This window comes from Rhodoferax sp. WC2427, from assembly GCF_040822085.1.
Taxonomy (GTDB): domain Bacteria; phylum Pseudomonadota; class Gammaproteobacteria; order Burkholderiales; family Burkholderiaceae_C; genus Rhodoferax_B.
The window spans coordinates 1,349,073-1,362,471 of the sequence record NZ_CP162006.1; the positions used below are offsets into that span (position 1 = coordinate 1,349,073).

Below are 13,399 nucleotides of genomic sequence, written 5' to 3' on the forward strand. Positions count from 1 at the left end.
GTTGATACATGTCAAGCAGGGGATTCGCAGCGGCCATGGCGTGTGGGTGACGGACGCGGTACTACCCCAAAGACTTGAGCGCCCACCCCGCCAGTGCGCACACCACGATCACCGGGACCACCCCCACCTTATAGCGGATCAAGGCCACGCCCGCGGCCAGTGCCAGCAGCAAGGCTGCCCAGTCCGGGTTTGAAGGAAAAGTGCCGCCAGCGCTTGTCGGATAGGCGATATGAGCTATAAAAAACAGAGCAAGACTGGCAATCACGCCCACCACGGCGGCGGTGATGGCGGTGAGCGGGGCGGTGAAGTGCAGCTTGCCGTGCGTGCTCTCCACCAGCGGGCCCCCGGCCAGGATGAAGATGAACGACGGCAAAAAGGTAAACCAGGTGACCACCGTGGCGGCCAGCGCCGCGCCCAGAAACAGCGCGTCCGGCCCCAGCACCGCCTTGCTCCAGCCGCCCACAAAGCCCACAAAGGCCACCACCATGATCAGCGGGCCGGGCGTGGTTTCGCCCAGGGCCAAGCCGTCGATCATCTGGGTGCCGGTAAGCCAGCCAAACTGCGCCACCGCGCCCTGGTACACATAGGGCAGCACGGCGTAGGCGCCGCCAAAGGTCAGCAGGGCGGCCTTGGTGAAAAACCAGCCCATGGCGGCCAGTGTGCCGTGCCAGCCGGTACTGGCGACCAGTGCGGCCATCGGCAGCAGCCACAGCGCCGCGCCCACGGCCAGCACCTGGAGCAGGCGCATTTTGCGAAAGCGCGCGTGGGGCGGGGTGGGGGTGTCGTCGTCGATCAGCGCGGGACCAAAGCCTGCTTTGGCTGCGCCGTGGCCGCCGCTGCCGCTGAACTGGGCCGGTGCGACTTTGGACCCCCACCAGCCGACCAGTGCGGCGCCCAGCACGATGGCCGGAAAGGGCACGGCAAAAAAGTACAATGCTATAAAACTAGTAGCTGCTATCGCCCATAGAACGGGCGCTGTGGCCGGTTTCTTTAATGTTTTACTGCCGATGCGGTGGACCGCCTGCACTACCAGCGCCGCCACCGCAGGCTTGATGCCGTACAACAACCCGGCCACCCAGGGCACGGCGCCAAAGGCCACGTACACCCAGCTCAGGCCGATCAGGATGAACAACGACGGCAGCACAAACAGCGCGCCCGCCGCCACCCCACCCCAGGTGCGGTGCAGCAGCCAGCCGATGTAGGTGGCGAGTTGCTGTGCCTCGGGGCCGGGCAGTAGCATGCAGTAGTTCAGGGCGTGCAAAAAGCGCTGCTCGCTGATCCAATGCTTTTGCTCCACCAGCTCGCGGTGCATGATGGCAATCTGCCCGGCCGGGCCGCCAAAGCTGATGCAGCCCAGCTTGAACCAGAACTTCAGGGCTTCGGTGAAGGAAACAGGCGGCATGCGTGGTACTTTCAAAGTGTCACTGCCCGCAGTGTGCCAGCCTGGCAGCCATTCAGGCCAGTGGCATGCCTTTCAACGCAAACGCCAGCACCAGTAGGCTGGCCGCCGCCATCCACGACCCGGCGATGCGCAGGGCGATCTGCAGCCACTGGCGCTTTGGGCACAGCGCGGTGTAGTAGGCGATGTTGGCCACCAGCGCGGTGGTGCTGATCCAGGTGCCGAGCAAGGTGAGTGGGGCGGCGAGGGCGCTGGGGCCTGCGTCCACACCGGAATCCAGCGCCACGGCGATGGCCGCCACCGCCGCCACGGCAGCGCGCAGCCCCGTCGGCAGCCGGGCCGATGCCGCCACCAGCATGCCGCAGCCCAGCGCCACGGCCACCACCACGGTCTGGCTGGACGGGGGCATCGCGATGCGCGTGGTCAGCAGCAGGGCGGCGGCGCAGCCGGTGGCAAATGCCAGCATGGGGGCTTTCAGCCGCAGGGGCGGGTGCTGGCCCAGCCAGATCCCTAGACCCAGCAGCACCAGCATGTGTGGCAAAGTCAGCAGCGGATGCAGCAGCCCGGCGTAAAAGCTGTTCATGCCCGCTACCGCGCTGTGGGCGTGCGCCAGGCCGGGCAGCGCCAGCCCCAGCAGCGTCCAGGCTTGGGGCCGCCTCACAAGATGCCGAATAAAAACGCGAAGCCGGTGGCCGCAATCACCCCACCCGTGGCCCGCACCACCATCCGGCCCCAGCGCCAGCGGACCAGCAGTCCCACCGCGATGCCCGCCAGGTGCAACAGCCCGGTGGCCAGCACGAAGCCCACCGCGTAGGTGATGGCATTGGCCGCGTGCGGCAGCTCGGTGCCGTGGGCATAGCCGTGGAACACCGCAAAAATCGCCACCAGCAGGCTGGCCACCCACAGCGGTGGCCGGGCCGCGGTGAGCACCATGCCGCCCAGCACGATGCCCGATACAGCGATGCCGGTTTCCACCCCCGGCAGCGGCACGCCCAGCACGCCCAGGGCCCCACCCAGCGCCATCACCAGCGGAAAGACCACCGGCAGCAGCCACATGGCCGGGGCCCCCAAAAATGCCCCCCAGATGCCCACCGCCACCATGGCCGCAATGTGGTCCAGGCCGTTTAAGGGGTGGACAAAGCCGCTGATGAAACCACCCACCGCACCGGTTTCCGAGTGCGCTTGGGCCAGGCAGGGAGCGGCCAGCGCCAGCGCCAACAGCAGGGTTTTGTATCCTGCGGAGCGTGTGCGTGGGGAGCGGGTGTGCATAGAGCGACTCCTGTGTTGGAAATGGATGGCCTGTACGATTTACGCGGCAAAACGTCGGCTGGATTCAGCAGTAGCGTGAAATGCCAGCGATGTTACAAAAAGGCGATTTGCTATAAATATAGTAGCAGTAAATGCCCTCTGCTTGAGCGGCAGCTGCCTTTTTTGCTTCATTTTTGTGGCATTTCCGTAACGCGGTGGTAACTCGTGGCATGTAATGCGCCGAGTTCTCTACAATCGCGCCATTCGAGTCTCCATTCGACCCCCACACAGTTTCCCAACCATGCCCCGTTGCTTCCCAGAACAACACCAACACCGTCGCACGGCAGGCATGCACAGCGTCGCCCCCGCCCAAGGGCCATGGCGCGCAGACCCGGTTTTAACCTTCGGAGCTTTCCTATGTCTGCACTCTTCAGCCCGACCGCCCTGGTCGTACCCTTTGAACAACTGAGAATGGACGACGTCGAGTCGGTGGGTGGCAAAAACGCCAGCCTCGGCGAGATGATTTCACAGCTGCCCACGGGCGTGCGCGTGCCCACCGGCTTTGCCACCACGGCCCACGCGTTCCGCGCCTTTCTGGCGCATGACGGCCTGGCCGACAAGATCAGCGCCCGGCTGGCCCGCCTGGACACCGAAGACGTGCGTGCCCTGGCCGTGGCCGGTGCCGAGATCCGCGGCATGGTCGAAGCCCAGCCTTTCCCCGCCGATCTGCAGGCCGCCATCACCGAATCTTTCGCTGCCCTGAGCGCAGGCAACCCCGAGGCATCGTTTGCCGTGCGCTCGTCGGCCACCGCCGAAGATTTGCCCGACGCCTCCTTCGCGGGCCAGCAGGAGACCTTCTTGAACGTGGTCGGCATCGAAGCCGTGCTGCACAAGATGAAGGAAGTGTTTGCCAGCCTGTACAACGACCGCGCCATCAGCTACCGCGTGCACAAGGGCTTCGCCCACGACATCGTGGCCCTGAGCGCGGGTGTGCAACGCATGGTGCGCTCCGATCTGGGTGCGGCGGGTGTGATGTTCACCATCGACACCGAGTCCGGCTTTGACCAGGTGGTGTTCATCACCAGCAGCTACGGCCTGGGCGAGACGGTGGTGCAGGGCGCGGTGAACCCCGACGAGTTCTATGTGCACAAGCCCATGCTCAAGGCGGGCAAAAAAGCCGTCATCCGCCGCAACCTCGGCAGCAAGATGGTGCAGATGGAGTTCACCACCCCGGCCGAAAAAGCCGCCACCGGCCAACTCGTCAAAACCACCGACGTACCCACCGAGCAGCGCAACCGCTATTCGCTGACCGATGCCGACGTGGAGCAACTGGCCCACTACGCGCTGGTGATCGAAGAGCACTATGGCCGCCCCATGGACATCGAGTGGGGCAAGGACGGCACCGACGGCCTGCTCTACATCCTGCAGGCCCGGCCTGAGACCGTGAAGAGCCAGCAGCAGGGCAAGGCCGAGTTGCGCTACAAGCTCAAGGGCAAGAGCAATGTGCTGGCCGAAGGCCGCGCCATTGGCCAAAAGATCGGTACGGGCCCGGTGCGCTTTGTGCACAACATCAGCCAGATGGACGAAGTGCAGCCCGGTGACGTGCTGGTCACCGACATGACCGACCCCAACTGGGAGCCGGTGATGAAACGCGCCAGCGCCATCGTCACCAACCGGGGTGGCCGCACCTGCCACGCCGCCATCATTGCCCGCGAACTCGGCATTCCCGCCGTGGTGGGCTGCGGCGATGCCACCGAAAAGCTCAAGACCGGCACCCTGGTGACGGTGAGCTGCTCGGAGGGCGACACCGGCTTCATCTACGACGGCCTGCTGGAAACCGAGGTCACCGAGGTCTCGCGCGGCACCATGCCCGAGATCAAGACCAAGATCATGATGAACGTGGGCAACCCCCAGCTGGCGTTTGACTTCTGCCAGTTGCCCAACCAGGGCGTGGGCCTGGCCCGGCTGGAGTTCATCATCAACAACAACATCGGCGTGCACCCCAAGGCCATCCTGGACTACCCGAACATCGACAACGACCTGAAAAAGGCAGTCGAGTCGGTAGCCCGCGGCCACGCTTCGCCGCGTGCCTTCTACGTCGACAAGGTCACCGAGGGTGTGGCCACCATCGCCGCCGCGTTCTGGCCCAAACCGGTCATCGTGCGCCTGTCGGACTTCAAGTCCAATGAGTACCGCAAGCTGATCGGCGGCAGCCGCTACGAGCCCGAAGAAGAAAACCCCATGCTGGGCTTCCGCGGTGCGGCGCGCTACATCAGCGCCGACTTTGGTGAAGCCTTTGCCATGGAATGCGCGGCATTGCGCCGCGTGCGCCTGGATATGGGCCTGACCAATGTGCAGGTCATGGTGCCGTTCGTGCGCACCCTGGGCCAGGCCGAAAAGGTCACCCAGTTGCTGGCCCAGCACGGCCTGCAGCGTGGCCAGGATGGCCTGAAGATCATCATGATGTGCGAAGTGCCGAGCAACGCCATCCTGGCCGATGAGTTCCTGCAGTACTTCGACGGCTTCTCCATCGGCTCCAACGACCTGACCCAGCTCACCCTGGGCCTGGACCGCGATTCCGGCCTGGAGCTGCTGGCTGCCGACTTCGACGAGCGCGACCCTGCCGTCAAGGCCCTGTTGAGCCGCGCCATCGCGGCCTGCAAGGCGCAGGGCAAGTACGTCGGCATCTGCGGCCAGGGCCCCAGCGACCACCCCGACTTCGCCCAGTGGCTGGCCGACCAGGGCATCGAGTCGATTTCGCTGAACCCGGACAGCGTGGTGGCGACCTGGAAGCAACTCGCAGGCTAAGCCAGGCTAGGGCTGTTGCGGATACGCCCCTTCGCCCAACTGGGCTAGGATGGAAAACCCTGTGGGCTTCGGCCCCCGGGGTTTTCTTTTTTTATGACTGACCCACTGTGTTTGCCCCTCCCTCTGTCACCACTCCCACCTTTACCCGCCTGCGCATGCTGCTGCTGCTGCTGTGGGCGTTGCTGTCGTTTGGCGTGGTGTTTTTTGCGAGGGACCTGACCTGGGTGGTGGCGGGCTGGCCGCTGAACTACTGGTTTTGCGCCCAGGGCGTGGTGCTGTGCTACTTGCTGATCGTGGTGGTGTATGCCTGGCGCCGCCGCCACGACGGCGCGGATGCCGAGCCTGGCCAGGTGTTGCCGTCGCGGCGCCGTCTGCACCGTAATTTTGGGCTGTACGTGGTGTGCCTGCTGGCGTTTCTGGGGCTGATGGCCTGGGCCGAAAGCCGGGGCATGTCGCGCTACTGGATCGGGGGCATCTTTTTGTTTGCCACCTTTGGGCTGTACGCCAGCATCGGCATCTACTGCCGCACCTCCGACCCGGCCGAATACTACGTGGCCGGGCGGCGCATTCCGCCCATCTACAACGGCATGGCCACGGCGGCCGACTGGATGAGCGCGGCATCTTTCATCAGCCTGGCCGGGGGCTTGTACCTGAACGGGTTTTCCGGCTCCAACGGCCAGCCGGGTGGGCTGGCCTACATCATGGGTTGGACCGGCGGCTTTTGCCTGGTGGGGCTGCTGATTGCGCCACGCCTGCGCCGCATGCAGCTCTACACCGTGCCCGATTTTTTTGGTGTGCGCTATGGTGGCCGCTGGCCGCGCTGGATTGCTGCCGGGGCGGCGGTGCTGTGCTCTTTCACCTACGTGGTGGCGCAGATTTACGCGGTGGGGTTGATCACCTCGCGCCTGACCGGGGTGCAGTTCGAGATCGGCATTCTGCTGGGGCTGGGTGGGGTGCTGGTGTGCTCTTTTCTGGGCGGTATGCGGGCGGTGACCTGGACGCAGGTGGCGCAGTACGTAATTTTGATCCTGGCATTTTTGATTCCGGTGTCCTGGCTGGCGTACAAGCAGCTCGGCAACCCGCTGGCCCCGCTGGAATACGGCCAGCAGTTGCCGAAGATTGCAGCACTGGAGCAGCAACTCATCGAGTCGCCTTCCGAGCGCGAAGTACAGGCCATTTACGCCCAGCGTGCCGCCCATTTTGGCAACATGCTGGAGGACGTGCCCCGCACCCTGGTGCTGGAGCGTGCCGCTGCGCAGGCCCGGCTGCGCCAGCTCCAGGCCGAGCGGGCCGACCCGTCCCTGGTGCGCAAGGCCGGGCGTGAACTGGCCGCTTTGCCCAAGGACGAGGCCACCGCGCGCGAACTCTGGAGCCACGCCCGGCAGGACAACCTGGAGCGCGCCCAGCCGCTGGCGGGCATGTCGCCCCACGCCCAGGTTTTTAACGGCAAGCCCGACGGCACCGCCGCCGAGCGCGATAGCTTCAACAGCTCCCGGTTGAACTTTTTAGCCCTGATTTTTTGCCTGATGACCGGCACCGCCGCACTGCCGCATTTGCTCACACGCTACTACACCACGCCCTCGGTGGCGGAGGCCCGCAGTTCGGTGGCGTGGTCGCTGTTTTTTATTGCCCTGCTGTACCTGGCCGCGCCCGCACTGGCGGTGTTGGTCAAGTTCGAGGTGATGAGCCAACTGGTGGGCCAAAGCTTCGACAAACTGCCCACCTGGATCGCGCAATGGGCGCAGGTGGATCCGTCGCTGCTGCAGGTGACAGATGTGAATGGCGACCACATTTTGCAGTTTGCCGAGTTGCGTCTGGGGGCCGATCTGGTGATGCTGGCCACGCCAGAGTTGGGCGGCTTGCCCTATGTGGTGTCGGGGCTGGTGGCGGCGGGGGGCTTGGCGGCGGCCTTGTCCACGGCCGATGGGCTGCTGCTGACCATGGGCAACGCGCTGGCCCACGACCTGTACTTTCGCGGTGCGCGGGACAAAGCCGACCCGATGGTGCGGGTGCTGCTGTCCAAATTCGCGTTGCTGCTGCTGGCCCTGGCGGCGGCCTATGTGGCGGCGCAAAAGCCGGCCGACATTCTGGCACTGGTGTCGGCCTCGTTCTCGCTGGCGGCGGCGGCCTTTTTCCCGGCCATGGTGGCGGGCCTGTTCTGGCAGCGCACCACGCGCCGGGCCGCCGTGGCGGGCATGCTCACCGGGCTGGGCGTGACGCTGTGGTACATGCTGGTCAACGTGCCCTTGGTGCGGGGCTGGCTGGGCTGGGGCGGGTCGGGCCTGTGGTGGGGCATCCAGCCGATTTCTGCCGGGGTGTTTGGCCTGCCTGCAGGCGCGCTGGTGGTGTGGCTGGTGAGTCTTTTGCAGCCCGAGCCTGTACTGGTGCCAGAACGCGGGCTATAATCATTGGCTTTGCCCTTGCTACACCACTACAGACGCAGTGGGTGGCTTCACATCCCTAAGGAGAAATATGCGTCATTACGAAATCATTTTGATGATCCACCCGGATCAGAGCGAACAGGTTCCAGCCATGCTGGAGCGCTACAAAGGCATGATCGTTGCCGGCGGCGGCAAGATCCACCGCGTGGAAGACTGGGGCCGCCGTCAACTGGTGTACCTGATCAACAAGCTGGCCAAGGCCCACTACCTGTGCGTCAACATCGAAGCCGACCAAGCCATCATGGCTGAACTGGAACACGCGTTCAAGTTCAACGATGCCGTGCTGCGCCACCTGACCGTGGTGATGAAGAAGGCTGAAACCGGCCCTTCGTCGATGATGAAGACTGTCGAGCGCGAAGAAGCGCGCAAGACCCAGCAAGCCGAGTACGCAGCCCACTAAGGTGGCTTGCTGAACGGAGTTCCCACACGGAGTGAACCACGTTGTTTTGACGGCCTGTCTTGCAGAAGTTAAAAACCTGCGCTACACGCCCGCCGGACTGCCCGCCCTGGATATGGTGCTCGAACACGAGTCCAGTCTGGAACAAGCAGGCCACATCAGGCAAATCAAAGCAGCCGTTAAGGCTATCGCCTTTGGCGCAATCGCCGAGCGAATCCAGCAGCAGCCCTTGGGCAGCGTCTGGCAATTCACCGGTTTTTTGGCCTCCCCCCGACTGGGCAAGAACCCCGTACTTCATATTCAAGATTTTCAAACAGATTAAATCAGGAGTCCATCATGGCCGGACCAAAACGTTTCAATAACAAAGACAAGCGCCCCAAGCGCAATACCCAGTCCCTGCTGTTCAAGCGCAAGCGCTTTTGCCGCTTCACCGTGACCGGTGTGGAACAGATCGACTACAAAGACATCGACACGCTGCGCGATTTCATCGCTGAAAACGGCAAGATCATCCCCGCACGCCTGACCGGCACGCGCGCCATTTTCCAGCGCCAGCTCAACACCGCTATCAAGCGTGCGCGTTTCCTCGCCATGCTGCCGTACAGCGACCAGCACCGCATCTAAGGAAGTACGAACATGCAAATCATCCTGCTCGACAAGGTTTTGAACCTTGGCAACCTCGGCGACATCGTCAAGGTCAAAGACGGCTACGCCCGTAACTTCTTGATCCCCACCGGTCGTGCCCGCCGCGCTACCGAAAAGGCCAAGCAAGAATTCGAAGCCAAGCGCGTCGAACTCGAAAAAGCCGCTGCTGCCAAGCTGGGCGCGTCGCAAGTCATGGGCGAAAAGCTCGCTGGCTCGACCATCAAGCTGACGCAAAAAGCCGGTGTGGACGGCCGCCTGTTTGGCTCCGTGACCAATGCCGACATCGCAGAAGAACTGAGCAAGCAAGGCTACAAAGTCTCCAAAGCCCAGATCCGCCTGCCCAACGGCATGATCAAGACCACCGGCGACAACACCGTTGCTGTGGCTTTGCACACCGACGTGGTCGTTGAGATCACCGTAGCTGTGTACGGCGAAACCGCTTAATCAGCGTTTCTCTGCAAGAGGCCGCCAGGGTGCAAATCCTGGCGGCCTTTTACATTGGGCCGTGGGTTATACCGGGTTGTCCCGGAGTTATCCACGCGTTGCCCCCAGACTTGTGCCTCGACGTTGCCGGGCCCGCCGCGTAGCATCCAGCCTCACCCTAGGAACCTACTCCCCATGTCTGCCGTTTTCCCCGCTCTGGACGATTCCTATGGCCAGGACCGCCAAATTGCGCAGCTGCGCATCCCCCCGCACTCCATCGAGGCCGAATCCAGTGTGCTGGGCGGCCTGCTGCTGGACAACAACGCCTGGGACCGTGTGGGCGACCTGCTCAAGGACGATGACTTCTACCGCTACGAGCACCGGCTGATCTTTGCCGCCGTGCGCGAGCTGGTCAACGCCAGCAAACCGGCCGACGTGATCACGGTGTTCGAGCGGCTGCAAAGCATTGGCAAGTCAGAAGAGGTGGGCGGCCTGGCCTACCTGAACTCGCTGGCCCAGTACGTGCCCAGCGCCAGCAACATCCGCCGCTACGCCGAAATCGTGCGCGAGCGGGGCATTCTGCGCAAACTGGTCACCGCCAGCGACGAGATCGCCACCAACGCCTTCAACACCCAGGGCCGCCCGGTAGACAAGATCCTGGACGAGGCCGAGCAAAAGATCTTCAACATCGGCGAAGAGGGCGCGCGCAACAAGCAGGGCTTCCAGGCCATGGAAACCCTGGTGGTCGATCTGCTGGACCGCGTCCAGGAGATGGCCGACAACCAGAACGACGTAACCGGCGTGCCCACCGGCTTCTACGACCTGGACCGCATGACCTCGGGCCTGCAGCCCGGCGACATGATCGTGCTGGCCGCCCGCCCATCCATGGGCAAGACTGCCTTCGCCATCAACATCGCCGAGCACGTGGCCCTCAAGGAAGGCCTGCCAGTGGCGGTGTTCTCCATGGAAATGGGTGCTTCGCAGCTGGCCATCCGTATCGTGGGCTCCATTGGCCGCATCGACCAGGGCCATTTGCGCACCGGCAACCTTACCGACGACGAATGGCCGCGCCTGGCCGAGGCGGTGGAAAAGCTGCGCACCGTGTCGCTGCACATCGACGAAAGTCCCGGCCTCACCCCCAGCGAGCTGCGCGCCAACGCCCGCCGCCTGGCGCGCCAGTGCGGCAAGCTGGGCCTGATCGTGGTCGATTACCTGCAGCTGATGAGCGGCTCCGGCAGCGGCGGCAGCGGCGACAACCGCGCCACTGAGTTGGGCGAAATCTCCCGGGGTTTGAAAATGCTGGCCCGCGAGCTGCAGTGCCCGGTGATTGCCCTGTCGCAGCTCAACCGCAGCGTGGAGCAGCGCCCCGACAAACGCCCCATGATGAGCGATTTGCGCGAGTCCGGCGCCATTGAGCAGGATGCCGACATCATCATGTTCATCTACCGCGACGAGTACTACACCAAGGACGCGTGCAAAGAACCCGGCGTGGCCGAGATCATCATCGCCAAGCAGCGAAACGGCCCCACCGGCACCGTCAAGCTGGCCTTCCTGCGCAACATCACCAAATTCGAAAGCCTGGCCAGCGGCTACGGCAGCGGCGGAGATTACTGACCATGGATCGCTCTGATATTGATAGCTGCTTACGCTTATTCGATAAGCACGGGGGGCACTTTTTACGTAAAACTCCATTGTGGAAGCTCTCAGGCGCGGACCTGGGCGTGGACTGCGCAGAAGTCTGGCTTAAGCTGGAACATCTGCAGGTCGGCGGCAGCTTTAAGGCGCGGGGCATGCTCAGCCGCCTGCTGGCCAACCCCATCCCCGCAGCGGGCGTGGTCATCGCCTCGGGTGGCAACGCCGGTATCGCCACCGCCGCCGCGGCCCGGGCCCTGGGCGTGCGCTGCGAGGTGTTTGTGCCCACCAGTTCGCCTGAGGCCAAACGGGCCCGTCTGCGCGACCTGGGGGCCGAGGTGGTCGTCACCGGTGCTGCCTACGCGCAGGCCTTTGAGGCCTGCCGGGCCCGCCAGCAGGCCACCGGCGCGCTGTTGACCCACGCCTATGACCAGCCCGAAGTGCTGGCGGGCGCGGGCACACTGGCTGCCGAGATCGAAGCCCAGGGCGGTGTGCCCGACAGCGTGCTGGTCAGCGTGGGCGGCGGTGGCTTGATCGGTGGCATTGCCGCCTGGTTCGAACAGCGCAGCCGTGTGGTCGCGCTGGAGCCCGAACGCGCATCCACCCTGCACAGCGCCCGCCAGGCCGGGGAGCCGGTGGATGTGGCCGTGGGCGGCATCGCTGCCGACTCGCTGGGGGCCCAACGCATCGGACAGCTGGGCTGGCAAGTCACCCAGCGCCATGTGCAAGATGCTTTGCTGCTGAGTGACGAGGCCATTCTTGCGGCCCAGCGCTGGCTGTGGAAAGAGCTGCGGCTGGCGGTGGAACCCGGCGCGGCCCTGGGCCTGGCAGCCCTGCAAACCGGTGCCTACCGGCCCCGTGCCGACGAGAAAGTCGCGTTGATTTTGTGCGGCGGCAACGTCGATCCGGCCACTTTGGCCTGAATTTAGAATATCCCCATGCTTGACATCCTCACCCTCCGCAAAGACCCCGATGCCGTGGTCGCCCGCCTGCAAACGCGCAAAAACCCCCAGCAGTTTCTGAACGTCGAAGCGTTCAAAGCCCTGGAATCGGAGCGCAAAACCATCCAGACCCGCACCGAAGACCTGCAGGCCCAGCGCAACAGCGCCAGCAAGCAGATCGGCCAGCGCAAAGCCAAAGGCGAGGGCGTAGACGACCTGATGGCCCAGGTGGCCTCGATCAAGGATGTGCTTGAAAGTTCTGCCGTGCGCCTGGAGCAGATCCAGTCCGAGCTGCAAACCCTGCTGCTGGCCGTGCCCAACCTGCCGCACGCCAGCGTGCCCGTGGGCGACGACGAGCACGCCAACGTAGTGGTGCGCACCTGGAACCCCAGCGAACGTGCCCCGGGCACCCTGCAATTTGAAGCCAAAGACCACGTGGACCTGGGCGCGCCGCTGGGGCTGGACTTTGAAATGGGGGTCAAGCTCACCGGCTCGCGCTTCACCGTGATGCAAGGCCCCATCGCCAAGCTGCACCGCGCACTCGCCCAGTTCATGCTGGACCTGCAGACCGTAGAGCACGGCTACACCGAATGCTATGTGCCCTACATCGTCAACGCCGACTCCATGCGCGGCACCGGCCAACTGCCCAAGTTTGAAGGTGACCTGTTCGCCGCCAAAAAGGGCGGCCAGGACGGCGAGGAAATGCCCGACCACAGCGCGCTCTACCTCATCCCCACCAGCGAAGTGCCGCTGACCAATTTCGTGCGCGACACCATCGTGGCCGAGGCCGACCTGCCCATCAAGCTCACCGCCCACACCCCGTGCTTCCGCTCCGAAGCCGGCAGCGCCGGACGCGACACCCGCGGCCTGATCCGCCAGCACCAGTTCGACAAGGTGGAAATGGTGCAAATCGTCCACCCTGACCAGAGCTACGAGACGCTGGAGCAGATGACCGGCCACGCCGAAGCCGTGCTGCAACAGCTGGGCCTGCCGTACCGCGTGATGTCGCTGTGCACCGGCGACATGGGCTTTGGCGCGGCCAAGACCTACGACCTGGAAGTCTGGCTGCCCGGCCAGAACACCTACCGCGAGATCAGCTCGGTGTCCAACTGCGAAGCCTTCCAGGCCCGTCGCCTGCAGGCCCGGTTCAAGAACGCGCAGGGCAAGAGCGAGTTTTTGCACACCCTGAACGGCTCCGGCCTGGCCGTGGGCCGCGCCCTGGTGGCCGTGCTGGAGAACTACCAAAACGCCGACGGCTCGGTCACCGTGCCCGAAGTGCTGCGCCCGTATTTGCGCGGTTTGGAGACGCTGGCGTAAAAGCCACGTTTTGGCCTGCTAGAATAGCGGGCGTTGCCTAACCGCAATTGGAAGAGTGGCAGAGTGGCCGAATGTACCTGACTCGAAATCAGGCGTACCGCAAGGTACCGTGGGTTCGAATCCCACCTCTTCCTCCAGTATTTTGAAAAGC

The 13,399-nt window shown here is 64.2% G+C and carries 12 protein-coding genes and 1 tRNA gene; 10 read left to right on the forward strand and 3 right to left on the reverse strand.

Annotated elements, in window-relative coordinates:
* Positions 1–61: 61 nt before the first annotated feature.
* Genes chrA through AB3G31_RS06475 form a run of 3 tightly spaced genes read right to left on the reverse strand, consistent with a single transcriptional unit; the run spans position 62 to position 2,668 of the window.
* Entirely contained in the window at positions 62–1,402 is a 1,341-nt protein-coding gene (gene chrA / locus AB3G31_RS06465; protein WP_367849374.1) for a chromate efflux transporter, read from the reverse strand.
* A gap of 52 nt (positions 1,403–1,454) precedes the next feature.
* Positions 1,455–2,060, reverse strand: a complete 606-nt coding sequence (locus AB3G31_RS06470) for a HupE/UreJ family protein (protein WP_367849375.1) — start codon at positions 2,058–2,060, stop codon at positions 1,455–1,457.
* The gene (locus AB3G31_RS06475; RefSeq protein WP_367849376.1) at positions 2,057–2,668 is read right to left on the reverse strand and encodes a HupE/UreJ family protein; all 612 of its coding nucleotides are present in this window, start codon (positions 2,666–2,668) and stop codon (positions 2,057–2,059) included. Before AB3G31_RS06475 ends, AB3G31_RS06470 begins: the two co-directional genes overlap by 4 nt.
* 396 nt (positions 2,669–3,064) lie before the next feature.
* Between AB3G31_RS06475 and ppsA the strand changes: the two genes are divergently transcribed.
* The 10 genes from ppsA to AB3G31_RS06525 all read left to right on the forward strand — a co-directional run bounded on the left by ppsA (position 3,065) and on the right by AB3G31_RS06525 (position 13,385).
* The gene (gene ppsA, locus AB3G31_RS06480; protein WP_367849377.1) at positions 3,065–5,455 is read left to right on the forward strand and encodes a phosphoenolpyruvate synthase; all 2,391 of its coding nucleotides are present in this window, start codon (positions 3,065–3,067) and stop codon (positions 5,453–5,455) included.
* A gap of 155 nt (positions 5,456–5,610) precedes the next feature.
* Positions 5,611–7,860 (forward strand): VC_2705 family sodium/solute symporter, encoded by a 2,250-nt coding sequence (locus tag AB3G31_RS06485; protein ID WP_367850302.1) that lies wholly within the window; start codon positions 5,611–5,613, stop codon positions 7,858–7,860.
* Positions 7,861–7,927: 67 nt separating this feature from the next.
* Positions 7,928–8,296: a 30S ribosomal protein S6 gene (rpsF, locus tag AB3G31_RS06490; protein WP_295953935.1), complete on the forward strand. Its 369-nt coding sequence runs from the start codon at positions 7,928–7,930 to the stop codon at positions 8,294–8,296.
* Between the two features lie 31 nt (positions 8,297–8,327).
* Complete coding sequence (gene priB, locus AB3G31_RS06495) at positions 8,328–8,615, forward strand: primosomal replication protein N (protein WP_295953938.1); 288 nt, start codon at positions 8,328–8,330, stop codon at positions 8,613–8,615.
* 14 nt (positions 8,616–8,629) lie between these two features.
* The gene (gene rpsR, locus AB3G31_RS06500; protein ID WP_092761761.1) at positions 8,630–8,914 is read left to right on the forward strand and encodes a 30S ribosomal protein S18; all 285 of its coding nucleotides are present in this window, start codon (positions 8,630–8,632) and stop codon (positions 8,912–8,914) included.
* 12 nt (positions 8,915–8,926) lie between these two features.
* A complete protein-coding gene (rplI, locus tag AB3G31_RS06505) occupies positions 8,927–9,379 on the forward strand; it encodes a 50S ribosomal protein L9 (RefSeq protein ID WP_315187289.1) in 453 nt (150 codons plus the stop codon).
* A gap of 174 nt (positions 9,380–9,553) precedes the next feature.
* Complete coding sequence (gene dnaB, locus AB3G31_RS06510; RefSeq protein ID WP_315187286.1) at positions 9,554–10,972, forward strand: replicative DNA helicase; 1,419 nt, start codon at positions 9,554–9,556, stop codon at positions 10,970–10,972.
* 2 nt (positions 10,973–10,974) lie between these two features.
* Positions 10,975–11,913: a threonine/serine dehydratase gene (locus AB3G31_RS06515; protein WP_367849378.1), complete on the forward strand. Its 939-nt coding sequence runs from the start codon at positions 10,975–10,977 to the stop codon at positions 11,911–11,913.
* 15 nt (positions 11,914–11,928) lie between these two features.
* Positions 11,929–13,248: a serine--tRNA ligase gene (gene serS / locus AB3G31_RS06520; RefSeq protein WP_367849379.1), complete on the forward strand. Its 1,320-nt coding sequence runs from the start codon at positions 11,929–11,931 to the stop codon at positions 13,246–13,248.
* Positions 13,249–13,297: 49 nt separating this feature from the next.
* Positions 13,298–13,385, forward strand: a tRNA-Ser gene (locus tag AB3G31_RS06525).
* Positions 13,386–13,399 lie beyond the last annotated feature (14 nt).

What these genes read in the sequence shown, in the direction of transcription:
- chrA (WP_367849374.1), bottom strand. Translation starts at nt 1,402, where the DNA reads ATGCCGCCTGTTTCCTTCACCGAAGCCCTGAAGTTCTGGTTCAAGCTG.
- AB3G31_RS06475 (WP_367849376.1), bottom strand. Translation starts at nt 2,668, where the DNA reads ATGCACACCCGCTCCCCACGCACACGCTCCGCAGGATACAAAACCCTG.
- ppsA (WP_367849377.1), top strand. Translation starts at nt 3,065, where the DNA reads ATGTCTGCACTCTTCAGCCCGACCGCCCTGGTCGTACCCTTTGAACAA.
- AB3G31_RS06485 (WP_367850302.1), top strand. Translation starts at nt 5,611, where the DNA reads ATGCTGCTGCTGCTGCTGTGGGCGTTGCTGTCGTTTGGCGTGGTGTTT.
- rpsF (WP_295953935.1), top strand. Translation starts at nt 7,928, where the DNA reads ATGCGTCATTACGAAATCATTTTGATGATCCACCCGGATCAGAGCGAA.
- rpsR (WP_092761761.1), top strand. Translation starts at nt 8,630, where the DNA reads ATGGCCGGACCAAAACGTTTCAATAACAAAGACAAGCGCCCCAAGCGC.
- rplI (WP_315187289.1), top strand. Translation starts at nt 8,927, where the DNA reads ATGCAAATCATCCTGCTCGACAAGGTTTTGAACCTTGGCAACCTCGGC.
- dnaB (WP_315187286.1), top strand. Translation starts at nt 9,554, where the DNA reads ATGTCTGCCGTTTTCCCCGCTCTGGACGATTCCTATGGCCAGGACCGC.
- AB3G31_RS06515 (WP_367849378.1), top strand. Translation starts at nt 10,975, where the DNA reads ATGGATCGCTCTGATATTGATAGCTGCTTACGCTTATTCGATAAGCAC.
- serS (WP_367849379.1), top strand. Translation starts at nt 11,929, where the DNA reads ATGCTTGACATCCTCACCCTCCGCAAAGACCCCGATGCCGTGGTCGCC.